General features: G+C 43.3%; 13 protein-coding genes. 5 read left to right on the forward strand and 8 right to left on the reverse strand.

What is annotated here, in order from left to right; translation table 11 throughout:
• The first annotated feature begins 43 nt into the window (after nucleotides 1–43).
• The 4 genes from ACUNWA_RS16300 (at nucleotide 44) to ACUNWA_RS16315 (ending at nucleotide 5,659) form a co-directional block, all read left to right on the forward strand.
• Complete coding sequence (locus tag ACUNWA_RS16300) at nucleotides 44–1,234, forward strand: hypothetical protein (RefSeq protein ID WP_445592990.1); 1,191 nt, start codon at nucleotides 44–46, stop codon at nucleotides 1,232–1,234.
• A 132-nt stretch (nucleotides 1,235–1,366) separates the two neighbouring features.
• Nucleotides 1,367–2,005: a hypothetical protein gene (locus ACUNWA_RS16305; protein WP_445592991.1), complete on the forward strand. Its 639-nt coding sequence runs from the start codon at nucleotides 1,367–1,369 to the stop codon at nucleotides 2,003–2,005.
• Between the two features lie 184 nt (nucleotides 2,006–2,189).
• The gene (locus ACUNWA_RS16310; protein ID WP_445592992.1) at nucleotides 2,190–4,595 is read left to right on the forward strand and encodes a glycoside hydrolase family 95 protein; all 2,406 of its coding nucleotides are present in this window, start codon (nucleotides 2,190–2,192) and stop codon (nucleotides 4,593–4,595) included.
• A gap of 11 nt (nucleotides 4,596–4,606) precedes the next feature.
• Nucleotides 4,607–5,659 (forward strand): alpha-L-fucosidase, encoded by a 1,053-nt coding sequence (locus tag ACUNWA_RS16315; RefSeq protein ID WP_445592993.1) that lies wholly within the window; start codon nucleotides 4,607–4,609, stop codon nucleotides 5,657–5,659.
• 128 nt (nucleotides 5,660–5,787) lie between these two features.
• Here ACUNWA_RS16315 and ACUNWA_RS16320 read toward each other — a convergent pair whose 3' ends face one another.
• From ACUNWA_RS16320 to ACUNWA_RS16340, 5 genes are all read right to left on the reverse strand, one after another.
• Complete coding sequence (locus ACUNWA_RS16320; protein ID WP_445592994.1) at nucleotides 5,788–7,311, reverse strand: sulfatase family protein; 1,524 nt, start codon at nucleotides 7,309–7,311, stop codon at nucleotides 5,788–5,790.
• Entirely contained in the window at nucleotides 7,308–10,616 is a 3,309-nt protein-coding gene (locus ACUNWA_RS16325; RefSeq protein WP_445592995.1) for a DUF5107 domain-containing protein, read from the reverse strand. Before ACUNWA_RS16325 ends, ACUNWA_RS16320 begins: the two co-directional genes overlap by 4 nt.
• A gap of 117 nt (nucleotides 10,617–10,733) precedes the next feature.
• Nucleotides 10,734–13,946, reverse strand: a complete 3,213-nt coding sequence (locus tag ACUNWA_RS16330; protein WP_445592996.1) for a sugar-binding domain-containing protein — start codon at nucleotides 13,944–13,946, stop codon at nucleotides 10,734–10,736.
• A gap of 11 nt (nucleotides 13,947–13,957) precedes the next feature.
• Nucleotides 13,958–16,798, reverse strand: coding sequence for a sugar-binding domain-containing protein (locus ACUNWA_RS16335; RefSeq protein ID WP_445592997.1), 2,841 nt, complete (start codon nucleotides 16,796–16,798; stop codon nucleotides 13,958–13,960).
• 25 nt (nucleotides 16,799–16,823) lie between these two features.
• Nucleotides 16,824–18,203, reverse strand: a complete 1,380-nt coding sequence (locus tag ACUNWA_RS16340) for a sugar porter family MFS transporter (protein ID WP_445592998.1) — start codon at nucleotides 18,201–18,203, stop codon at nucleotides 16,824–16,826.
• Nucleotides 18,204–18,462: 259 nt separating this feature from the next.
• On the opposite strand from ACUNWA_RS16340, the gene ACUNWA_RS16345 reads away from it, so the two are divergent.
• A complete protein-coding gene (locus ACUNWA_RS16345; RefSeq protein WP_445592999.1) occupies nucleotides 18,463–19,332 on the forward strand; it encodes an AraC family transcriptional regulator in 870 nt (289 codons plus the stop codon).
• Between the two features lie 290 nt (nucleotides 19,333–19,622).
• On the opposite strand, the gene ACUNWA_RS16350 is transcribed toward ACUNWA_RS16345, so the two are convergent.
• From ACUNWA_RS16350 to ACUNWA_RS16360, 3 genes are read right to left on the reverse strand one after another with little or no spacing between them, the layout of a single operon-like run.
• Nucleotides 19,623–20,498, reverse strand: coding sequence for a discoidin domain-containing protein (locus tag ACUNWA_RS16350; RefSeq protein WP_445593000.1), 876 nt, complete (start codon nucleotides 20,496–20,498; stop codon nucleotides 19,623–19,625).
• 37 nt (nucleotides 20,499–20,535) lie between these two features.
• The gene (locus tag ACUNWA_RS16355) at nucleotides 20,536–22,416 is read right to left on the reverse strand and encodes a RagB/SusD family nutrient uptake outer membrane protein (RefSeq protein ID WP_445593001.1); all 1,881 of its coding nucleotides are present in this window, start codon (nucleotides 22,414–22,416) and stop codon (nucleotides 20,536–20,538) included.
• 21 nt (nucleotides 22,417–22,437) lie between these two features.
• The gene (locus tag ACUNWA_RS16360) at nucleotides 22,438–25,842 is read right to left on the reverse strand and encodes a TonB-dependent receptor (RefSeq protein ID WP_445593002.1); all 3,405 of its coding nucleotides are present in this window, start codon (nucleotides 25,840–25,842) and stop codon (nucleotides 22,438–22,440) included.
• Between the last annotated feature and the right edge of the window lie 12 nt (nucleotides 25,843–25,854).

The raw sequence follows: 25,854 nt of genomic DNA on the forward strand, positions 1-25,854 counted from the left end.
GATGATCTGATAAACTAGTTAGCTTAATTTTAAAAAACAGAAATTGAAACGAACAATATTTTATTCTTGGCAATCTGACCTTCCAAACAATTTTAACCGAGGGTTTATTGAATCATGTTTGACTAAAGCTATTAGACAGGTTAATGATATTGTACAATTTCAATTAGAATTCAATATTGATAGGGATACCCGGTCTGAGATCGGGACACCAAATATTTTAGATTCAATATTCAGAAAAATAGAGCGTTCAAAAGTATTTATAGCTGATATTTCGATTATTAACCCCGATAGCGAATACAGGAAGTGCCCAAATCCTAATGTACTTATTGAATTAGGTTATGCAGCTCGTGTATTAGGCTGGGAGAGAGTTTTTTGTTTTTATAATACCGATTATGGAAAAATCGAAGAATTGCCTTTTGATTTAAGGCAAAGACGTCCGATTCTGTATAGTTTAAAAGGAAAAAATAAGTCTGAAGTACGAAACGCAATATCCAAAATTCTTGCAGAATCAATAGTAGAATTACATAAGAATGGTGGGCTATTTGATAAAATCGACGACTACATAAAAGAAAAAATTGATACAGAATTATTAACTATTGCAGGTCATTTAGGTAAAATGCTGTTTGGTTATAACGGTAAATCAGCACCTGAGTTATTACAGTTAGTAATGAATCTTTCAGATGAAGAAATTGAAACGTCACTAAAATCACAAGAATTCATCGGGTTTCAATTATTCAAGAATTTGAATGTGCATGAAAGGAATCTTCGAGCAATTGCTGATGGCTTAATCTCTTCTGTGCACCATAATAGAGAAATGACACGCCCTATTATTGAATTGGTAAGCTGGGTAGGTAGATTTGATGCATTTAATTCTCCTAGAAATGAATTTCAATGGTTTAAGAAACTTGATTCGAAAACTCATGAATATCGAGTTGCTTCACCTTCACAATTTGCAAAAAATGACAAACTCCCTAATCGTTTTGTATTATTGAAGAATTTAAATGAAAAAGAAGGAATTGTAGTTGATTTTGGAGATTTCATTTATAAACCAAGAGTTCAAAACTTAATGACTAGGTTCAAATTTGATGACAAAAGCATTAAAATTTTTGTTTCCATCATTAGACATTTTATTAAAGCTACAGAAGATTGGCTGGATTTGACAAATGGAGAAATCATAATTGATTTTCAGCACAACTTTGAAATAAAACAAACTAAGCACAACAACGAGTCATAAAGCATGCCGCGATTTGGCTCGGCTGGATGCTGAATTGAAAAATTGAGCGACAAAATTATAAACAACAACCTGCGGAGAAAGCGGCACGATGCCGTACTCTCGGAACATTACTAATAAGTTTGAATAGATACCATGAAAAAAAAAACTAATACCGGATTAATTATTGAGAGTTGTTTAAAAGCAATTGGAACACAAATACCGATAATATCTGGAGTGGCAAGCCTTTATGGAGATTGGAGGAATAACATAGAGCTTGAAAATATTCACTATCTCATTGAACAGCACGCAAGATCGCTTCAGGGTATTGAAGAACAATTAGATATAGGTTATCTCCAAAGTGAAGATTATGTCTTTACCCTTCATAAAACTTTACTAAAAGCAAAAAATGAGATTCGAGAAAGCAAGAAGAGACTATTTGCTGATTTTCTTACCAAAAGTTGCTTAGCGAAAAATTCTATAAATTCCGATAAAATGATTTTTCTGGAGCTTCTGGATAAAATTGATGTTGAGCACATTCAATTGCTTCAATACTTATCTCAGAAAATGGACAGTTCTAAAGACGGCTGGGCACTTGATTCTGCAATTTCACAAGATACAGGTTTGAGCGAGCAAAGGATTAGATTCTTAATGCATTATTTTATTTCTATTGGTTTAGTTTTTGATTTCGATCATCTTGAAATACAAGATACTGGTCACTTAGTTTCTGAAAATAGATATTATATCTCTGATCTTGGAGTTGAGTTATTAGAATTTTTAAAAGAAGAAAATTGAAAAAATTATTGCTAACAACAAAACGTTCGAGCCGCGCGCTTTATATTTGAGCAGTTCTTACAGTTCGTTGCTCCAGAAGGGGCATTGCATGGGCAGACAAATGCCAGGTAATTGAATCAAAACCCATACACGATAAATGTCTAAAATCTGAAAATCAAACAATCGATTATTATTACTACTACTTATGAAAAACTCAATGAACGTTTTTACACTACTCGTTTTAGTGCTCTGTGTTTCATGTACGAAGCCGCCGAAAGAGCCTGTTAAAATTTGGTACGATCAGCCGGCAGATGCCACCGTTGCTGATGATCCTAATGGATGGAAAGATGATCCTCAGTGGTTAAGTGCTTTGCCTTTGGGAAATGGCTCTCTGGGCGCTATGGTTTTTGGTGATGTCCACCAGGAGCGCATTCAGCTAAGCGAAGAGAGCATGTGGTCGGGAAGTGTGGATGAAAATGACAACCCCGAAGCCCATAAACACCTGGGTGAAATTCGTGACCTCTTGAATGATGGAAAGTATCAGAAAGCAACAGCGCTGACCAATCAAACCCAAATCTGTCAAGGTAAAGGAACCGGGCATGGCAATGGCGCAGAAGTCCCGTTTGGTTGTTTCCAAACACTGGGCGATTTACGCATCGACTTTGACAAAAAGATGCCCTACGATAGCTATTATCGTGAGTTGGATTTAACGGATGCGATCGCACGCGTGACTTACGTTCAGGATGGGGTGACTTTCAAAAGAGAAGTTTTTGTCAGTCAGCCTGATCAGGTGATGGTTGTTCGTTTAACGGCAGACAAACCCGGACAGCTTTCTTTTAGTTGTGAACTGGATCGTCCGGAGCGTTTTAAAACCTACGCTAAAGGCGATGAGTTGATCATGAGCGGAGCACTTAGTGATGGCAAAGGAGGCGAAAACTTGCACTACATGGCTCGCTTAAAAGCGATCACTAACGGAGGAACAGTTAGCTCTGGCGATGCAGGCTTGACGGTTAAGGATGCCGACGAAGTAACGCTTTTGTTGACAGCATCGACAGATTATGTATTGGATTACCCCATCTTCAAAGGGCGCGACTATGCTGCTCTAACGAGTAAACGACTTCAAGCGGCTTCTGAAAAAAGTTACACCGATTTGAAACAAGCCCACCTGAATGAATATCAAAGCTATTTTAACCGGGTGAGTTTGGATATTACACCAGAAGAACTGACGGCTATCCCAACAGATGAGCGATTGGCGATCTTCAAGGAAACAAAAAAGGATCCACATCTGGCTGAGTTGTTGTTTCAATATGGTCGTTACCTAATGATTGCGTCCTCTCGACCCGGAACTTTGCCGGCCAACTTGCAAGGTCTTTGGGCTAACAAAATCCAAACGCCCTGGAATGGCGATTACCATACCGATGTGAATGTGCAAATGAATTACTGGCCGGTAGAGGTGACTAACCTTTCGGAAATGCACCTGCCCTTGTTTGATTTTATTGAGATGATGGCGGAGCCGGGAGAAAAAACAGCCCAAGTTCAATACCAGATGAATGGCTGGGTGGTTCATCCGGTTTCAAACGTTTGGGGCTATACCTCGCCGGGCGAAATGGCTAGCTGGGGCTTACACTCTGGTGGTGGTGCCTGGATCAGCACCCATATTTTTGAGCATTATGCCTTTACCCACGACAAGGAATTTTTAAAACGAATGTATCCCGTTCTTGAAGGTTCGGTTGAGTTTTACATGGATTGGCTGGTTGAAGATCCCGAAACCGGGAAGCAGTTGTCTGGTCCGGCTGTGTCGCCCGAGAATACGTTTATTGCTCCGGATGGAAGCCGCAGCCAAATTAGCATGGGGCCAACGCACGACCAGCAAGTGATCTGGCAGCTGTTTGCCGATTATGTTCATGCTTCGCAGATTTTAGGCATTGAGAAGGAACTCGTCGGTAAAGTAGCCAAAGCACAAGCGAAACTGGCTGGATCCAAAGTTGGTTCGGATGGTCGACTGATGGAGTGGGCCGAGGAGTTTCCGGAGGTGGAGCCTGGGCATCGTCATATTTCTCATTTGTTTGCCATGCATCCGGGGGCTCAAATTAATTTTGAAAGCGCTCCCGAGTTGATGGAAGCCGCCCGTAAGTCCCTGGATCATCGCATTGCCAATGGAGGCGGCCACACGGGCTGGAGTGCAGCCTGGCTGATTAATCAATATGCGCGTCTGCATGATGGCGATAAAGCCAAGGAGAGTCTGAACACGGTATTGGCCAAAAGTACTTCTCCAAACTTATTCGGGCAACATCCTCCGTTCCAAATGGATGCCAATTTTGGTTCAACGGCCGGTATTGCCGAAATGCTACTTCAAAGTCACGCGGGATATATCGACTTGCTGCCAGCCTTACCTTCTGCCTGGGCAACGGGTAAAGTGGAAGGATTAAAAGCGCGGGGTGGCTTCATCGTGGCTATTGACTGGCAAAACGGTCAATTGACTCAGGCAACAATAACATCGCTGAATGGCTTGCCGGTAACACTGAAATATGGAGATCAAATGATTGAGCTGAAGCAAACGGAGAAAGGCCAAAGCTATCAGTTCGGTTCAAACATGCAATTAATAAATTAATCTACCTGACGATGAAACGAATTTTGTTTACACTTTGTATTGTTCTGGTTGTTGCAACGACCAGCATGGGGCAGAAATCTCAGAAATGCTTATGGCCTGTTCCTTCTGAAAAACCCAACAAACACCAACTTGAGCAAATTGAACGGAAGTATGGTATGTTCATCCATTTCGGAATCAATACCTTTCATGACATGGAATGGACCGATGGATCGAAGCCCGTTGAATCGTATCAACCAACAGCGATTGATGCGGATCAGTGGATCAAAACCGCCAAGGATGCCGGAATGAAATATGTGATCCTGATAACGAAGCACCATGATGGCTTTTGCCTTTGGGATAGCAAATATACCGAGTATGATGTGGCGAATTCGGGGAACACCACCAATGTTGTTGAAGCCGTAGCCAAAGCGTGTCAGAAATACGATATTGGTCTGGGCTTGTACTATTCACTGTGGGATCGGAACCGGAATGGCGATGTGAAAGATGCCATGCTGGACGAAGCCTACAATAACTACATGATTGATCAGCTAAACGAGTTGATGGACATTACCAAGCCGATCACGGAGATTGTTGAGTTTTGGTTTGATGGTGGTTGGCTGAAAGAAAATGACCGCTGGCCCGTTGCCCGGATTTATGAAACCATCAAATCACGCGAGCCACAATGCCAGGTAGGGATCAACTGGACAATTGGGCTGCCTGAAAATCCGGATCATCACCCCGTATATCCAAAGGATCAAAAAGAAGGATACCCCATTCGCTATTTTCCCAGCGATTTCCGCCTGGGCGATCCGTACTTGCCGGTAGCCAATGATCCGAAGGTATTTACGCACGATGGTAAAAGGTATTACATGCCTTGGGAATCTACGGTATGCATTAGCCAGCGCTGGTTTTACAACACAACAGATACCACGTTTAAATCGATTGATGAGTTGGTGAAACTGTACGAACAAGCAACAGCGCAGGATAACATTCTGATCTTAAATTGTCCGCCCAACCGGGAGGGGAGGCTGAGAGATCAAGATGTGGAGTTATTGCTGGAACTAAAAAAACACATTAAGCTGTAAGACGGAAAAGGGAGCATTAGTCAAGATTAAACTAATGCTCCCTTTTTTATTATAGATCAATCGTAAAAGTCGGCTTTATTGCCTGTTGGTTGATTGACATCGCTTGTGGCTCTCTCACTTGCCGGTGTTTACCGGTAGCCTTCCCCTTGTTTTACGGTTTCCAGAATGGCCTCAAATTCTTTCACCTTTTGGGGGTACTGATCGCTTAAATTGGTGGTCTCAGCAACATCTTCTTTTAAGTTGAAAAGCATCGGTTGGGATGTTCCTTTTAGCTGAGGAATAAACTTCCAATCGCCTTTTCGGACCGCATTGGTTCCAAAATTGTTTTGCGTGAGTACTTCGTTGTGGCGTGTTTTACTGCGTTTTCCCAAAATAACATCCATTGCTGTCCGGCTATCCGGAGCTTCTCCTTTTTCGAGCTTGTAGTTGGTCAGCTCTGCAAATGATGCAAAGAGATCAATGTACCCTAAGATGGCATCGGATGTTCCGGGCTTGATGGTTCCTTTCCATCGTGAGATCAATGGCATTCGCGTTCCGCCTTCAAATAAGGTATACTTTCCGCCACGCAACCCGCCGGCCGGATCATGGTCGTTCAAATTAGCTAAACCGCCGTCTCGGTAGCCTTCTTCTACACGGGGGCCGTTATCGCTGGAGAAGATGACCAGCGTATTTTCGTCAAGCCCGTTTTCTTTAAGGGCTTGCATGATTTGACCAACTGACCAGTCCATCTCCTGCAACACATCGCCATAAACCCCGCATTCGCTGGAGCCTTTAAATTGAGCATTGGGTACGCGTGGTTCGTGAATGGTGTGTGGTGCAAAGTAAAGGAAGAAGGCTTGATCTTTATTCTTTTGAATAAACTCAACGGCTTTGCTGGTTATGTCTTCCGACATGTGCTCATCCACCCAAAGGGCATTTTTTCCTCCGGTCATATAGCCAATCCGGCTGATGCCATTTACAATGGTTTGGTCGTGCCCGTGCAGGTACATGAGCTTAAGTAGTTCCGGATGCTCTTTTCCGGTAGGCCAGTTTCCAACGGGGCCTTTAAAACTCACCTGAATCGGATCATTGGCCTCAAGACCAACCACCTGATCATTCTCCAGGTAAACGCAAGGCACCCGATCGTTGGTTGCCGGAATGATGAAGGAATAGTCAAAGCCAATGGTTTGAAGCCCCGGCTTGATTTGCTGGTTAAAATCCGGATTTCCTTCACCTAAGCCCAGATGCCATTTGCCCACACAAGCCGTGGTGTAACCTTGCTTTTGCATAAGAGCTGGCAGAGTCAGTTCATCCGGCTTGATTAACATGGGAGCATCGCCAGGTAAAATTCCTGCATTTTTACGCCAGGCATATTGCCCGGTGATCAACGAAAATCGGCTAGGCGTGCAGGTTGAAGCCGGTGCATAAGCACTGGTAAAACGAATACCTTCGCTTGCCAGTTGGTCGATGTTCGGTGTTTTTACTTTGGTAGCACCATAGCAGCCCAGATCACCGTAGCCAACATCATCGGTCAGAATGACAATAACATTGGGTTGTTCTTTTCCTTTTTCTGCTGAAATTCCTTGCTGTGGCATTATGCCTAGCGCAGCAAGCCCCCCAAAGAGAAGTCTCTTTGGAAGGTTTCCTTTTGATTGTATGAGGTTGCTTATCATGCGAACAGTCCTTTTTCGATTAATTGTAAACTGGTTATTGCTCCGATGTGCATGGGGTCGAATTGCAGGATGAGGTCAAAAGCCTGTTGTGCTTTTTCGATATTGCCCAGTCCCAAATTACCCAGTCCCATCAGGTAATGGCAGTGCAACTCGTGCCTTTTTTGAAGGTCATCTTCAAAGATGAGCAAGTCGGGAAGCGAAACGGCAAAGTAGTCCATTTTAAAAGGGACGAACAGTTGTTTTTCGCCGTACTTCAGCAATTTGTTGAAACGCCCGTTGGCTTCGTCCATCCGGCCCAGTTTGCGGAGTGCCAATCCTTGGTAAAAGATTTTGTCAGGCTGCTGGTCGTTGTAGTACATGGCTGCAGATGGCTCAGATAATCCGATGGCTGCCTGTTCCCATGCGGTCTGGGCTTTTTCCGTTTCTCCCATGCCGGCATAGGCGCAACCAAGCCAATAGTTGATGTCATTTTCCTGTGCCCCGGCCAGTTTTCCTTCACCCAGATTATGAGGATATTCAAAGCACGCTTCGAGAAGCGGGATAGCCTTTGAAAATGTACCTAGCTTGATGGCTTTTTTGGCCAGTTCAATATGACTGAACAAATATTGCCCAGTGACTTTTCCTTCGCCTCCTTCCCAAGGGTGGAACTTGCGTTTCATGATTGATTCCAGGGCTTTTTCTTCTTGCCCAAGCAGGTTGTACAAGGTGGCTCGCTCCAGGTAAAGGTCATCACGGAAATCAACTAAGGCTGGATATTGCTCCAATAGTGATAAACGCTCGCTTGCGGATACACCTAATTTCTTATAAAGTTGATCCAGTTCCATCAGCACGCGAGGATCGGAATTATCCAGCTCGAACGCTTTCTCCAGGGCTTGTTTGGCGGCTTGCGGATTTTGTTGTTTGTTGTAATAAGCCAATGCCAGGTTTCGGTGGACGGTTGGAAATGAGTCGTCTAAAGTTGTTGATTGCTCCCAGCATTCGATTGCTTCGGCATGTTGACGAACTCCATACCAGAAGTTCCCCATGTAATACCATGCTTTAGCATCTTCTGAACGAATGTTGACAGTTTCCTGCAAAGCCAGCAGTTCTTCCAGTTTATTGGGGAAGCAGTAGTCCGGCTGCATCTGTGAAGCCTTTTCAAAAGCTGCTTTTGCTTCTTTAGCCTGTCCTGATTTGATCAGATAATAACCTTTGAAATACCAGGCCATGGGGTAGGCTGCTTCGTGTTTATCGATGTAAAGCGAGATAAAATCAGTCGCTTCGGAATAGAAACCTGCCATGCCATAGTTCAGCGAAAACTCGATGTAGTTGTGTACATTATTCCGAATCAATGCTTCCATTTCTTCTAAAATCGTACGATCGTTCAAAAGCAGGTATTTTTCGTATAAGATACCAAAGCTGAAACGGTCCATCTCGAGCGATTCTTCTGCAAGTTTTAGTGCTTTCTCGTTTTTCTTGAGCTTTCGGAGCAGAGTAACCTTAAGATGACGGGCTTTTTGATTCAGCCAGTTTCTCCAAAGTGAGCGGTCGCATAGTTCCAGCGCTTTCTCATAATCTCCCCGGAGTGCATCAATCTGTGCTGCCTGAAAGAAGCCGCTGTCCTGCCACGCTCCATTCCATGTGGCTTTGAAAAAAGAATCATAGGCTTCATCTGTTTTGCCCAGCATACGGAGGCAGAAGCCCAGGTTGTATAAGGGTTCTCCGTCATAAGGATTGGGATTGCGTTCGGTCAGGGTTTCAATTGCCCGGCGGAAATAAGGCTCAGCCTGAGCAAATTGTCCCCGGCGCATGAGCCATAAGCCCATTGCATTGTTGTTGCGAACATCTCCCGGTTCTCTTTTTAGTGCTTCGAGGTAATAATCTGTTGGACAGTAGGTGGCATGGCGGTACTGTTCCAGGTGCAAGCCACGAAGGTAGAGTTGTTCTATCGAATGAATGTCTTCTGGGTCTTTGGCAGCTTTGGCCGGATCCGGAGCCGGTTTTAATTCTTCCTTTTCGGTTTTCCAATCAACCAAAATTGAGCCATTGGAATCGGTTACCGACAGGTAAGCATCGTTGGGAGAGATTGTCCCTTCAATGCTTGTATCGAAGCTGGATTCAGGTGAAAGGTCAACGGTTTGTTCGAAGATCACCTCGCCGGAATTCTTTAAGCAGATTGTTGCTCCCGGGTAGCCGGCGGTTGTATAAACCCGGATGCGGGTTTTTCCGTTCTCCGACTCCAGATTGAGCATGGCCTCTTTGGTGGCATTTTTAACCATTCCCAAGTCGCGATAAGGCATAAAATACTGCTTGAAACTTTTCTCTTCGTATGGTTGCAGCCAGCTAAAATCGGGTTGATTATCGGTATAAACACCACACATCAACTCAATGTATGGGCCATCCTCGTCGGTGAGATTACGGTCCCAGGCTTGTCCAAAATCTCCGTTGCCCCAGGTCCATTGTTTTTTACCGGGAGATTGATGGTGATCGGCGACATGAAGAAGTCCTCCTTTGCTGTCGTTTTCGTAACCCCCCACAAAGTTGTATTTCGAAGTGATGGCCATGTAGCTGGTAGGCACCGGAATATTTTTGTAACGCGAAATATCCACTCCGGCCGAGTAGTCAACTTTGTAATAAGTGCCTGTAGCAATTGGGAAGCTGGAAACATCACGCTTGCCATGGTCAAATACCGCGTTCACATCAGGCGGGAAGACGGAATGATAGTCGTCATTCACTTTTACGGCAGGATTGGCCCACCATAAGAAGGTTTGTGGGTGAGGAGTAGGGTTGGAGAGCTTTACTTTAATTTCGAGGTAAGCCTTGTCCGGGTAAAGCGTGAATCCGGCCATGCCCTTGGTGCGGAACATGCGTTCCAGCTCATGACACCAAACGGTTACACTGCCGTCTTCATTCTCTTCAATGTACGAATCAGTAGGATCGTAGGTGGTTGGGCGATGGTGCTGGGGCCAGTTAAACTCAATTCCACCAGAAATCCACGGTCCGGTTAAACCAACCAATGCCGGCTTAATGACTTGATTGTAGTAAACAAAGTGGCGTTGCTTGGTTTTGTCATAAGCCATCTGAATACGTCCTCCCAGTTCGGGGAGAATCATAATCTTAATGTATTGATTTTCCAGATAAATGGCATTCCAGACTTTATCTTCTTTCTCATCCAGTATTTTCTCAATGACAGGATAAGGGTAAACAACGCCGCTACTTCCCTGGTAAACTCTTTTTTCCAGAAACATCGGATTCTTCTCCGGTTTCCCAATACCGTATGTTGGGATGATCACTTGCTCGTGCCAAGCCTTTGCTGTATTGTTCATGTTTTTTATTGTTTTAAAGGTTGCTTCCAAGGCATACTTCGCCCTGTGTGTCCGGCAACATGACGTTGCCGGACAGGGAGCCATATTCAGTAAATGTGTTTTATCTCAGTTTAAGTTTTATTCGGCTATCAATCCAATTTCGCTGATCATCAGGTTTCCTCCTTTTTGAACTTTGGTTTTGAGAACGACTTCTCCATCATTGGTATCTTCTCGCATGACAAAAAGTTTTACCCATTTGCCATCCTGTCCAATGTTATCGATCTTCATTTCGCGCCCTTCAATCCAGATTGTTCCGGCTCGGTTTTGCTTGTTCGGATCGGTAAAACGAACAAACAAGTTGCCAATGATGCCGTTAGGGGTTTTTAGTTTGACGGTCATTTCCCGGCCAGTCCAAGCTGACTCCGTTCCGTCATTCCAGGTGTCTTGAGCGGCTACATCATAATCGCAACCAGCTTTCTGAACCAGGATTTTATCGAAGCTTTTTTTCCATTCCTTTGAACCTGTTGCTGTCCGGTTAGCACCACTTTTTACATACAAGACGGCTTCCTCAAATCCTTCCGGAGCTTGAGATACAGCAGGCTGGACAAAATAGAAAAGGTCTTTGATTTCATTTTCACTTAGTTGATACGATGGATTGAAATTACTCTGGTTCATGTAGTTCAGCAGGCTGTGTTTTAGCTGACGGGCAACAGGCTTGCTGTCATCCGAGATATCATAGCCACATACCATTAGTTTACCATTTCCAACTTTACATTCGAAAATGGATCCCAGCTTATCATTGATATGGAAGTCGCTTATGGGCTGTGCCACCGGAAGCAGGTTCGGGTGATCACTCAGCACGAAAGACCGGCCTTTGCTGATCGTCTGCCATTGGTAATGGCTGAAGTTGTCAGTCGGGAACCCGGCAAGTGCCGGATGAGCTTGGTTGACGTACAAGCCCAAGGTTGAATTGGCCTGTCCCGGGAAAAATACGCTTGACCAGAAAAGTGGGGTGAAATAAATCGGCCGCGATGTTGTGCTGGTTCCCAGCTCGCTGGCATACAAGAGTACTTTGCCGCCATTTTGCAGGACTTCTAGCACCTCAGGAGTAATTTTGTCAACAGTTAATACTTCTTCCTGCTCGGGAGTTACCGGAGGGTAAACCCACAAGTCCCAGCTGTTGAAAAAATCGGTGTCATTTAAGGTAATGCTGAAGGTATATTTCCCGGCTTGCTGAATCTGATCAAGGGAGATTGTTGCTTCTCCAATGGTTTTCAGCGCGCCACGCTCAACGTTAAAATCATCAATTGTTCCTTGCTGAATCAGCTGCCCATAGGCAGATGTTAGTTGCCAGGTAGCCGTTGTTTGAAGTGGGGAAGGGCCGTAGTTGGCTACTTGTAGTTTGGCGGAAAAGTTTTCCTGATTCTCCCAAACAAATTTCTCGAATCGGGCCAAAGGAACAACGGTGTTGGAATAGCGCCGGAAGCTTTCAGGCGTGGTATTGCCTTTGGCATCCCAGAAACAATCGAGCCAGCCAACCAGCGCTTCACCTTGACCCTGATAATCTTGCATGCTTAAAAGTTGAAAGCCGGCGCAGGACTCGGTGCGAAACAGGTTTTCAACGTGCGCTTTGTAAAGCAAGTCCTGAATGGCTCCACTGGCCTCGTGAAACTGCCGGTTCATGCCTAACAGGTGATTCTTTTTCGCCGACTCACGACACTCTTCGAGGTTACGGGCTTTTAAAACGCCGGTGTATTTGTCGATCTCGCTCCAAAGTGGGTAAACCGGAAACTGGCCAACTTCATGCGCAATAATTGGGATATTGGCTTGCGAGTAATGCTTCTCCAAATCAAAATCAGTGGTATAGCCACTTACGCCATAGGTGCGTCCTACGCCTGGAATGTTGTGCGTAGCCATGTATTGGTCAACAGGCATGATTTTTCGGGCCGTTGAAACAGAATACAGGCGACGATTATCTTCGTTTTTAGCTTTTTCAACCCATTGTTGCATGGTGTCGAAATCGGAGTTCCCCAATTCATTGCCGATGCAAAACATGGTAAAGGAAGGGTGGTTTCCATAGGCGTCCAGCATGCGTTGCATTTCGGCCTGTACGTAAGCATCGGCCGATGGGTTTTTGCCCAGACCTTCGGGTAATCCTTTGGTGTACATATCCGGGCGGTCTTCGGGGGCGGAAGTCATCCACCAGTCAATCCACAGAATTTCGGCCTGCAGGTATAGGCCAAGCCGGTCGGCGGCAATAAACGCAGCTTCGGGCGGACACCAGGAGTGAAAGCGGACATGATTCAGTCCGTAAGACTTGTAAATTTTGAAAATACGTTCCCATTCAGTAGGATCGCAAGAGGGGTAGCCCGTTAGCGGGAAATGAACACAATCCAGGTTTCCACGCATAAAAACCGGTTGGTCGTTGATCAGAATTTTCGATTTTGAATGGCTCACTTTTCGGAACCCAAAACGAGTTTGATGTGTTTCGCGGTCTTTTCCAGCTGCAGCAGTAACTGTAAGTTCATACAGGTTCGGCGTGAATTCATCCCATTTCTTAACGGGTTGATCAATTTTGAAATTGAATGAAGCATCACTGCTACCGTTGGCAACTGTGGCTTTTTCTTTTGTGTCGAGAACCACCTCGCCCGAGCTTAAGTCGGTCAGTTTGAAATAGTAGTTTACCTTGGTTGTTTTCCCTTCATTTTCTGTTTCGAAAGTAACGGTCAGTTTATTCTTGTCAACATCAGGCCATGTTTTAAGCCGGTCGATGTGGACTGCTTCTGCTGCACGAAGTTCAATTTTACCAACAATGCCATTCCAGATCGACTGCGTGTATTCACTGTAAGTATGCCCTTTGTCGCCAATGTTGTGAATCATGTCGTTATTGACGCGCACGGTAAGCGTATGTTTCCCGGGGCTAAGTTTTCCCAGTTGGTGCATGTGAGGAACTCCAAGGCCATCTTGTGTGTCGCATTGTTTTCCGTCAATCCACACTTTGGACTCCCAGAGTACCCGTTCCAGAAATAGTTCGATGTTTTTGTTGCGCAGGTTTTTGGGGATTATAATTTCCCGTTGATACCAGGCTGCTCCAATGTACTTGTACGCCCGGGTTAAAATCCCGTAGTCGGAACCTGAGGTCTTTTCTCCCAGTTGGGCTTCGTCGGTTGTCCCCGGAAGTTGGATTGTGCCGCTGAATGAGCTTTCGGCCCATTGTTCTTGTTCTCCCAAATTGTCCGGATCCAGTTTGATCGACCACTCTCCGGCGAGGGAAAGTGGATTTTCCTGAGCTTGAGTTAATGGCCCAAGGAAGAGGGTAGTGAGTAGTAAAATTAGTAGTTTAAAGTTCATGTCAAATTGATTTATTGTAATAGACTTTTGAGTTGTTCAATGCTGCTGTTTTGTTTCGGGTTGAATTGTTCGCTGAGCATGTACTGCTCCAGGCTTACTCGAAGCTGTTGGGCAGCCGGACGTTCTTGCAGGTTGGAGGTCAAATCAGCACCGCTAACTAAGAGCTTCCCTTTTCCGACGGTGACTTCCAAGAGCAGAGCTAGTGGACGATTAGTTACCCAGTCATCGATGATACGGACGATTGGGTCAATTTCCGGATTTAGCTGGCTGATATTGATAGCATCGGCATGCGAAACAGCATCCCACCATTGCCAGTTGCTGTAGTATTCCGTTGGAAATTGGCTTAATGCCGGATGATCTGGATTGCATAGAATACCTAAGGTGTGTGGTTTTTGTCCACGGGTCCATGCAGTATTCCAGAAGATGGATGAAAAGCCGACTCCAACTTCACCTCCATGCCCTTCTTGTACGGTGCCTTTTCCCAGGCTGAGTAAAACTTTTCCGCCTTTGTTAAGTTGGTCAATAGCTTGGCGGTTCAATTTGCGGGTAACCAGAATTTCCGATGGAGTAGCGGTTTTTTGAGCAGGATACACCCAAAGATCCCAGTGGTTGATGGCATTTTCAATGCTGACTTCCAGTCGGAGTTGCTTGGGCGAATCGTTCGTTTTAAAAATGTAATTCAGCTGTCCTAAGGTAAAGCAGTTGCCAATAGGAATGTCTTGCTGTTTGAAAATTCCTTGGGCTACCGTGGAGCCATCGGTTGTTTTTAAGCTCCAGCCAGATTTGGCCTGATGCAGAATATCGGAATTAAAATTGGCTACTTCAATGGAAGCTTGTAAAGTATCGCCAACTGTGAAAATATGTTTTTTCAAGCGGGCCAATGGAACGATGGCATTACAGAATTCGCTGTATTCTTCCGGACTGACATAACCTTTTTCATCCCAAAAAGCGTCTAGAACACCCACAAGGGCAGTTCCCTGTCCCGGAAAATCATGCAGATCGAGTAACTGGAAGCCGGCAAATCCTGGCGTTCTCAGGGCTGCTTCAATGTCTGCTTTGTAGCAAAGGGCTTGCAGTTTTCCCGAAGCCAGTAAAAAGCGATCTGCCAAATGAATCATGCCTTGTTTTTCCAGGCTTTCCTGAAAGATTTCAAAGTTTCTGGCTTTCAGAACGCCATCATATTTTTCAATTTCTTTGAAATTTGGATAGGCACACCACTGGCCAATTTCGTGACTGACAACGGGTTTCCCGTCAGCCGTAAGATCGTTGCGCCAGTCATAGTCGCTGCGAGGAGACTGGCTGTTGATGATACTGTTCAGCCCTTCACCCCAGCCCTGAATTCTTGGCCCCGGGATGTTGTGAAAGCTGTTGGCCTCAATAACCGGCCAGCCGGCGCCCCCGGTGTAAACACGGCGGGAATCATTTTCAGTCCAGAAATTGACGAAATCGGATAAGAATTCTCGTTGGTTTCTTCCCGCAGGTTCATTGCCATAGGCCATCAGGCAAAATGAAGGATGATTGCCATAGGCTTCAACCATTCGCTTGCTTTCATCCCACAGGTAAGTGTCAATTGGTTTCCCATCGCCAATGGTAGTCGTGGTATTTGCCCATGACGAGCATTCCACCTGCAGGTAAACACCTAGTTCATCGGCTGCAGTGAAAGCAGCTTTGGGTGGGCACCACGAATGAAAGCGAATGTGGTTCAAACCATGAGCTTTTACAATTCGCATAATGCGTTTCCACTCGGTGGTATCGCATGGAGGATAGCCTGTTTTTGGGAAGATGGCACATTCCAGAGTCCCTCTCAAAAAGATTGGGCGTCCGTTAATGGCAAACCGGCTTCCTTCAACTTTGAATTCGCGAAGACCGGTGATTATGCTTTTGCTGGACTGAGTTCCTTCTGTTTGCAGTTGAAGGTTCAACTCGTATAGGTTAGGGGTGAATTCGTCCCACAAGGCAGCTGATTCTCCCAATTGGCAGGAAAGCTCTACCTCGTTTTCTCCGGGTAATAGTTCGGCAGTGTAGTTTACCGTTGCAATGTCTTCGTTCGATTTGAAGTTATGAGGCTGTACATTCAATCGAAATTTCCCGTTTTGCTTAACTGAACCCGTGTTAAGCACCGTGGCTCTGACTTTAAATGACTTGGTAGCAAGGTCAGGAAATGCCTGTATGTTTTTGATGTGGATTGGCGCTTGCGCTTTTAGTAACAGCTCTCCAATCATACCATTCCAGTTCGATTGGGTATGATCTGAAATACTGTGCGAATTCAGACCGGGGTCAATTTCTTTCACACGGTTGTCGACACATACGGTCAGGCGATGTTTGCCGGGAGTCAGCAGGCTGGTTAAGTTGTATTGATGGGCGGTTCCAAGCGAGTTTTGCATACCTGCTTCCTGTCCGTCAACCCAAACCTGGCTTTCCCAATGGCAACGTTCCAGGTATAGCTCAATGGCTTGTCCTTTCCAATCTTCAGGAATAGTTACTTCTTTTTGATACCAAGCTGCTCCTTTGTAGTATTTTATGGGTTGGAGCCAGCAGGGGATCTTAATATTTCCCGGCTCCCGGTATTTGGAATATTTGGGGCTTTTGAAATAGGAGCTATCCACGATTTGTCCGGTCCATGGGGTGTTCACCGACACTTCATTACCAATATTGTTGGTGGTTAATGAGCCAGGTAACTCCAGGATACCTTCAAAATTACGGTTGAACCATTCCTCTTGAGTCCCTTTATCACTAGGATCCAGTTTATATTGCCAGCTTCCAGCCAAATCAATTTGATTTTTGTCTGCTTGTGGTTGACAGGCCGTAGCAAAAAAGGTCAGTAAAAGGATTATGATATTAGCGTATTTCATGTTCTGTGTTTTATAAATAAGAAGTTCAATTTTCGGTCTCTAACTTTTCAATTTCTTCCAAACTTTTCCCTTTTGTCTCAGGAAGCTTTTTCAAGATAAACAGAAAGCCAGCCAAACAAATAAATGCGTACAGCCAAAATGTGCCGCTGGCATTCAGTAGTTTGTTTAAAATAGGGAAGGTGTAAGTGAGTACGAAACTTCCAATCCATAGCGACATGGTGGCGATAGCCATAGCGGCACCCCGGATACTGTTTGGGAAAATCTCGGACAAGACCACCCAGGTAACCGGTGCTAATGTCATGGCATACGTAGCGATAGCCAGAAGAACCAGGCTCAATATTGCCAGACCTTGCAGTTCAAAGAAAAAGCAGATTCCCATCGCCAGGTAAATGATAGCCAGGCCCATGGCTCCGAGCAAAAGCAGTTTTCGGCGCCCCCAGCTATCCACCACCCGCATAGCGATTAGGGTAAAGATGAGGTTCACTGTTCCCGTAATCACAATATTGAATAGCATATCATTCAATGAATAGCCAGCAGAAGTAAATACCTCTTCGGCATAATTGAAAATGACATTGATGCCGCACCATTGCTGAAATACGGCCAGGACGATTCCAATAAGAAGTATCGGACGTATTTTTTTTGAGCGGAGCTTACTCCAGTTAATTCGTGAGGAGTGTTCGGTGAAGGATGCGTTGATGGCGGTTTCTTCTTGTTCAGCATACCTGTCGCCTCCGATGCGTGCCAGTGTTTTACGGGCAGATGCATTGGCTCCTTTTTTCATTAAAAAACGTGGACTTTCGGGAATGAAAAAGGCTAGTACGAAAAATAGGGTGGCAGGAACTGTTTCGGCCCAGAACATCCAGCGCCATCCCCATTGGCCATTCCACGAATTCAGGATGGCCAGGTCGGTGGCTTCCGGCTCCACTTTGTCGGCAATTAGTAGGTTGATTATTTGAGCGGATAGAATCCCAATAACAATGGTTAGTTGATTAACTGAAACCAAGCGTCCGCGAATAGAGGCAGGAGCTATTTCAGCAATATAAACCGGCGAGATAGCGGAGGCTAGTCCGATACCGAGTCCGCCTACAAGACGGAAAACAATGAATGGAGTAAATAGTGACACATAGCCGGTACCCAGAGCCGAAATGGTAAATAAGGCCGCAGCGCCAATAAGCGACGGTTTGCGTCCATACCGGTCAGAAATGAATCCGGAAGATAAGGCTCCGAACAAGCAGCCAATCAGGGCACTGCTCATGGCCCATCCCTGCAAGTTGGCGGAGTTGACAATGTCAAAATAACGTTCGTAGAATGGTTTGGCGCCGCCAATGACCACCCAGTCGTAGCCAAAAAGAAGTCCTCCTAATGCGGAGATCAATGTAATGCCGAAAATGAACCTTTTGTTCATGTGTTTAGGTTTATGGGGTTATACTAATTGACAAATCTAGCATCAAATGTGTAAATTTGAAATGAACTATTTCGTGATTTTATGGATAATATTGCTTTTTGTAAGGATGGCTGATGTCTGTGTTCCTGTTTGAAAAACAGTTTTTTGAGTGTTTAAAACTTATTTTTGTGGTTTGGAGTTGTTGATATTTTGATAATTTTGTGAGACTTGCATTTTGGTCTGAAATGAATGCAATGGCCTGTTTTAAATTAATTTTCGCATGAAGAAAGAAGAAGGTTTTCCGGGGCAGCTCAGTTTTGTCTTGCCTGAGAAGGTGATTACGCTGATCAAACAAAACCGATTGATTAATGATTTGTACTTTACTGACATTGGTTATTACCCACAGGCAAAGCATCACTTTAGGCTGCGTGAGCAGGGGAGCGATCAGTATATATTAATCTATTGTTTGCATGGCGAAGGCATTATCCGGATGAAGGAAGTGGACTATCTAATTCATGCAGATCAATATTTCATCATTCCTCCGGGAGTGAATCATGCGTACCACTCGTCGTCACAACGGCCATGGTCTATTCACTGGATTCATTTTACCGGAGAAAAGGCAATGTTGTTTCATCGATTATCGGGCGAGTGCCGGGATATCAAACGAGAGAAAAACTCCCGTATTCACGATCGCCTTAATTTGTTTGCTGAAATCTTCCGAAACCTGGAAAGAGGCTATAGTCAGGAAACGCTGGAGTATGTCAATCTTTGCCTGCACTATCTGCTAGCATCCTTTTCACATTTGCAGCAATTTCGTGAAGTAAAGCTTTCGGATGAGGATGATGTGGTTGCTCAGAGCATTAACTTTATGTTGGAGAATCTGGATCGAAAACTGAAGTTGGAACAAATTGCTTCGGTTGTTGGCCTTTCTTCGTCGCATTACTCGCGTATGTTCCAAAATCGCACGGGCTATTCTCCCATTGAATACTTTATTCAGTTGAAGATTCAGCGAGCTTGCCAGTTGTTGGATAAGCGATCGCTTAGTATAGCCGAAGTGGCTTACCAGCTGGGCTACGATGACCAGTTTTATTTCTCACGACAGTTTCGAAAAGTGATGAATGTAACTCCCCGGGCCTACCGGAAAAGGTAGCTTGAGCCTCCGTTCAATAGTTATTCTCAGCCTTCTCCTTAAGCTTGACACAGATCAATGTATGCTTCCAGTAAATTCTGCTTGTTGTTGGTGGATGCTATGTCTTAGTTGGATTACTCTTAGACTATAGCTGTTTTAGCTTTATTGACGATACCTCTTTGCTAAATTTAGGTCAAAAACAATAGACATTAAACAACAAGAATGATCGCGATTGCTTATAACAAATCTGAAATCATTCTTGTCGTTAGCTAACTCATTGTTGTCAACAGTAATGAGAGGATGTTATATGGTTAATACTCTTCGTCATAATCAGGGGACTCTGGATTAACGATCTGTAAATTTACTTTATAAATTTCCATTTCACTCATAGTCCAGAATTTATGACCTTGGTTTGTTTTATTCACAGCATATCTGAGATATCGAAATGGTTGACTGGATTTATATATTGGAGAACGGAACCAGTCTGTTCGTGTTGTTGGTAATCCGTCTTTCTCTTTGGTTAGATTTATAATTAAAAACCAGTTTTCACCATCTGTACTTCCCATAAGATCAACATCAGTTGGTTTGCTCATATCCTGATTTGTTCTTGGAAACCAGTTTATTTTAAAATCTTTGATCTCTTCCTGAAGGTCAAAATCCAACCATGCAATATCTGGTACTTCGCTACTCCATCTAGCGTGATAAATTGTTCCATCATTTTCGTCGAAAAGATTTATGGGAGGGTTTTTTCCTCCATCCATAATTGAATTACCAGTTATTTGTGCTTCAGTAAAACTTAGTTTTTCCTGAGATAGAAACGTTTCCTGAATTGGGGCATGACCAGATATTCCTGTATATTCCTGCAAATTCCCAGGTGTCCGGGTAAAACTGTAGGGGGTCAGTTTAAATTGATAAGCACCATATTTATGTCTTGTATTATCTACAAGTAGTGAGTCGCCACTTGATAGGTTGATTACGCTTTTCTGCTTGCGGTGATCAAAATAACTCACTTCGATATAGTGAATGCTTTGAGTGTCAGCCGGCATATCCCACCGTAAAACAATTTGTCCGGGCAAGGAGTCTGAACGGATATTACTGATGTCTGGAGGAATAACATTGATAGTTTCATTTTTCTCACAGGCTATAAAGAAAAAAGGCACGATTAAAATATATAATAATTTCTTCATTTGTTTATCGTTTTAATTTGTTAAATACAGCGAAACCTTAATATCCTGGGTTTTGAACAAGATTTGTGTTCACATTAATATCTTTGATTGGTATAGGAAGCAAGTAATTTGCGGGCTTAAATACACGATTAAAAGGTATTTCAGTCACATTCACATAGTTCTCAACGTCGTCGGCTTCTGTATTAAATCCACTCTGTTTTTTATTGAAGGCTTCTTCTGCTAACATCCAGCGTCTCATATCCCAGAAATTGTGATTTTCAAGGTATAATTCAATTTGGCGCTCTTGTCTTACAATTTCTCGAAGTTTATCCTGACTGAGCTCTGCTACAGCACTCCAGGCATTTTCAACAGTTGGGATACCGGCACGCATTCGTACCTTATTAAGATATTTTTTGGCATTAGCTAAATCGTTTACTTCAACACATGCTTCGGCCATAGTAAGATATAGCTCAGCTAGCCTGATAACAGGCCATGGATATTCATTAGGACCTTCACTGCTTAGTTTTGTTCTGTGCGATGGATCACAACCTTTTTTATTTAGAAAACCAGAGGGGTTGTAGTTATTTGTTCTGTTGCCTCTTCCGCAATTCCCTTTTTTTAGCATAGAGGTTACTAGTCGGGAGTAGTTTTTTCCTTCGATGATTGATTCCTGAAAGTCTGGATCATCTTTATAGGCCCCATTGGAGGTAGCAGACATTAGTTCATAGTAGCCTCCATGAAAAGATACCCAGGCATAAAATCGGGGTTCTCTATTCAGGTTGTAAATTGCCGTTTTCTTTCCTGGCTCAGCCACTTTCTCTTCTTCTTGCTCCACTGTAATTACATTAAAACGATTGGAAAAGTCATATTTGGGGTCTTCGTTTATCGGTAATCCATTTTCGGTGTAAAAACGATCTAACATGGCTAAAGTGGGCCCTACTCCATTCCAAGAAGCTTTTGATACAAATGGGCGAGACTTGTTTTGTAAGCCATAGGTCCCTTCTTTACGAGTATCTGCCCAAAGAATTTCCGAATTAGCAGGTTCAATAATATTGTACCTTAATGTACGTATTACCGGATCATCAGGATAACCGTTTTCACCATAATTGCTATTCGTGTATAATGCATGATTTTCTGATTCAGCTGTCGTGATAGCATCCAGGGTTGCATTTTTTACCAATTGCCACTTTTGTGGATCAAAGCTGGCGGGAAAAAGCGGAGTCCCATCATCATTCTTCATTTCATTATACATAGAGTTACCGTTAAATAAGGGAGATGCAGCATACAAAAGCATTCTTGTCTTTAGAGCCTTGGCTGCAATACTTGTAGCCAAACCATATTCCTCTCCAAATCTTTTGGCAGGTAAGTTGGTAGCAGCTTCATCAAATTTATCGACAACAAATTGCACGCACTCGTCCAAACTGCTTCTGGGCGAAAAGTCTTCCGGTGCTATATTTACATCCGGTTCTTCTTTTATTAAGATACTTGGGCCATAGCACTTGATTAATAGAAAATGGTAATACGCAATCAAAAAGTCAGCTTGAGCTATATAATCTTTGATTAGTTTCTCGGAAAGTCCCGGTACATTCGCTACATTATTTTTCATTATATAGCATTGTCTCAGGCCTCCAAATAAGGTGTTCCAGTATGAAATTACTGGTGTGGTCGCTGTGTAGTTACCTTTGGGGAATTTTGCAAATGTTTCGTGTTCAAAGGCCGTAATTACTTCATCCCCCGTCATTAAATCAAGGGATGCTGCACCTTCTCTGGGGTTTGGTAAGTAAGAGTAGCAGGAGTATAGAAATTTCTGCGCAGCTTTTTGATCCTTAAAGGCATCTTTCTCAGTAGGCCTTTCATCGGGAACAATGTCTAGATAGTCGCAGGATGATATTGCCAATAAAATAAAAGCGAATATTATTGAGTATATTGATGTTTTCATATGTTTTGTATTTAGGTTTTATTATAAATTAATTTGCAGTCCAACATTAAACGATCGCTGTGTTGGGTAGCTTAATCCAGAACCTCCACCTTGTTCCGGATCCCAGTGTTTAAATGAAGAAATTGTTAATAGATTCATTCCGCTAATGTAGAAACGCGCTTTTTTATAGGTATAACCAATCTCGGCATTTTTCAACTTTAAGAATGAGGCATCACGTAGCCAAAAGTCAGATCCTGCCGAATTGTTCCCGTGTCCAATCTTCGTGAGACGAGGATAGGCAGCATAAATATTTTGATTGTCAGGACTCCAATGATCATCAGCGATAAACTGAAGTACATTATGGCTATTTTGGGTACCAAATGGATGAAATCCGGACATCATTAGCGAGGTGTTTGCCACTCCTTGGAAAAAACAGGAAAGGTCAAGGTTTTTATACCTTACAGAGGGGCCAAAACCATAAACAATTTCAGGAACAGTAGGATGTCCCATGGTTACTTTATCATCGGAATTTATTATTCCGTCATACTCACCATCTGCATTAGGCTGGTCCAGGTATTTTATGTCTCCGGGAGCAACATTTTCCGAAATTTGCTGGTCGGCACTATTTGCTATATGGTTCCAGTCAATAAAAAGATTATCCGAAACATAGCCTTCTATTCGATTCAAATAGCTTCCAACTTTCCTCAAGTGAGGATATTCCATATACGAAGGTTCATCGTAGGCAACAATTTCGTTACGGGCAAATGTAAATGTTCCCTTAAATTGGATCGTCCAGTCCTGGTTTAGTATTTTCCCATAATCTACGGCAAGATCAAAGCCCTGATTTCGCACTGCCGCAAAGTTGCCGAACACTTTTGTTTCAGATGTTCCGAGATAGTTAGGGATGGTCGCTTTTCGTTGAAAGATATTTTCCCGATCCTCTCTGAAAAAATCAGCAACAATATTGAGGTCTCCAAATAGTTGCAAATCAGCTCCGATATTAATTTTTTTGCCAACTTCCCACGTTATTTCGTTATTGCTGTAACGTATATATTTGGGGCCTGCAATTTCTGTGGTTGTTGAACCATAGCCGGTTTGATATTTACCACTACCACTCAAACTAATATCTGAGAGGTAGACAAAACGGTCGCTGCCAATTTGATCGTTACCAACTAACCCATAGGAAGCTCGGAATTTTAGGTTAGATATTGTATTGTTTAATGATTCAAAGAATTTCTCACGAGAAATGTTATAGCCAATTGCAACTGAAGGGAAAAATCCCCAACGATTATTTTTAGCAAAATTTTCAGACCCATTATAGCCTAAATTTATTTCAAACAAATAGCGGTTATCATATCCATAAGAGGCACGTGCTGCCATCCCCTGTTTACGTTTTGGCAACGATGCCATAAGGCTGACTGCTTTATTGTTGGCTAATTGATCTTGATTGTATAGTAGCATAGCGTTTACATCGTGTAGCCCAATCTTTCGGGTGTAATCAAAGTACGCCTGTAGATAAACCCGGCGGTTTCCGCTAATTTCTCCAGAAGTAGAGAGTACAGGGTCGTTTTCTTCTCCTTGAGCTTCAATTGTGTAAGAATAGGTCCCATCTTCATTGAGAGCATAGTCAGTTACTCGGTAACCGTTATACCCTTGTTGGCGTTTTGTACTTGTTGAAGAGTTATTGCGAAAAGAGGCCAATGCTTTGAAGCGAAGTCCTTTTGTTAGTCTGTCCAGCTTTTGTTCAAACTCAAGGTTAGCTGTTATCCCGCTGCTGAATGAGTCTTCGTAGCCCCTTACTAATTCTGCGAGTGGATTTATAGCCGAAATTCCTTCTGAGGTTCCTCCCCATTTTATCCATGAATCATCCTCAGCGCGTGGGTACATTACTGGGAAAACTACAGGGCTGGTATTGATAACTGATGAAAATAAATTTCCGGTACCTTGGGATGGAGAACGTTTGGTTTGGAGTTGTGTGTTTAGCTTAAGCCCAATTTTTGATGTTTGAGATAGTTTTAGGTTAATATTGTTCTGAAACACATAACGGGATAGGTTAATGTTGTTATTGTATGAAAAAAATTCATTACTTCGTCCTCTCAACATACCTTCCTGATGATTGTATCCTACGTTCATGAAATAATCTAGCTTTTTTCCTCCTCCTCTAACATTGAAATTAACATTTTGAGACATGGAGGATGATTTGAAAATTTCATCATACCAATTAACATTTGGGAAAACATACGGGTTGAGCCCTTGTTCGGTACCTCTTATTTCTTCATTGGTGTAAAGCCTGTCGCCCAATGATTGGTTACGTACAGCCTCGTTAAATAAGCTCATATACTCGGGAGCTGAAACAAACTCAGGAGTTGACGTTGGAGTATTTACTGTATTTTCTATTCGTACATTAATAACAGGATGCTTCATGTCGGCACCGCTTTTGGTTGTTATTATAAGTACCCCATTTGCACCTCTTGTGCCATACATTGCAGTTGCTGTCGCATCTTTCAATATAGAAAAACTTTCAATGGTTTCGGGAGGAAGAGCATCTAAACTGGATTTAGATGACTCAACTCCATCAATTACAATTAATGGGTTTTTGGCACCACTCAGTGTTGATACTCCTCGGATGTAAAAATTAGCTCCATCGGCTCCTGGTTCTCCACTCCGTTGAAAGGCAATTACCCCAGATAATCTTCCTGCAAAAGCACTTGATAGGTTTGTTGCAGGAACAACTAAGTCATCGGGACGGATACTTTGAATAGAACCGACTATGCTCTCTTTTTTTTGAGCAGTGCCAAAGGCAGTAATAACAACTTCATCTAGTCCTTGGGCCTCTGCGATCATTGTAACATTTATGATGGATTGATCGTTGAGTACAACTTCCTGCGTTTTCATGCCAATAAATGAGAATTGAAGAACAATATCGTCTTGTTTTGAAACCTGTAGTGAATAGTTACCGTCGAAATCAGATATTGTTCCTTGTGTCGTTCCTTTTATTGTAACAGTGACTCCAGGAAGAGGCTGTCCCGTAGCGTCTTGCACACTTCCTTTTACTCTTAGTGGTTGTTGCGTATTTGTCAATTGATTGTTGGTTAGAATGATCTGGTTATCAATTACTTGGTAGCTTATTCTGTTGTTTGTAAACAATTCATTTAAGACTTCTTTTATGGTTGTCTCTTCAAAATTGACTTTGACCTTTCGAGTAAGGTCAATTTGACTTTTATTGAAGATAAACCGATATTCTGATTGATTTTCAATTTTATTGAGCGCATTCTCAAGACTTACAATTTCATTCTTTAGAGTGATTTTTGCACTTTGGGAATACCCGGTTGAAGCAATTGACTGAATGATGCTTACCAGTGTTAGGAATAAGGCTAGGCGCATAACTTTTAATGTTTTTGAAAGGACATGACTTTCCCATGTTCTTTCCCCATGTTTTTTTTTCATAAATTTGGAATG

It is taken from the genome of Sunxiuqinia sp. sy24 (genome assembly GCF_052677165.1).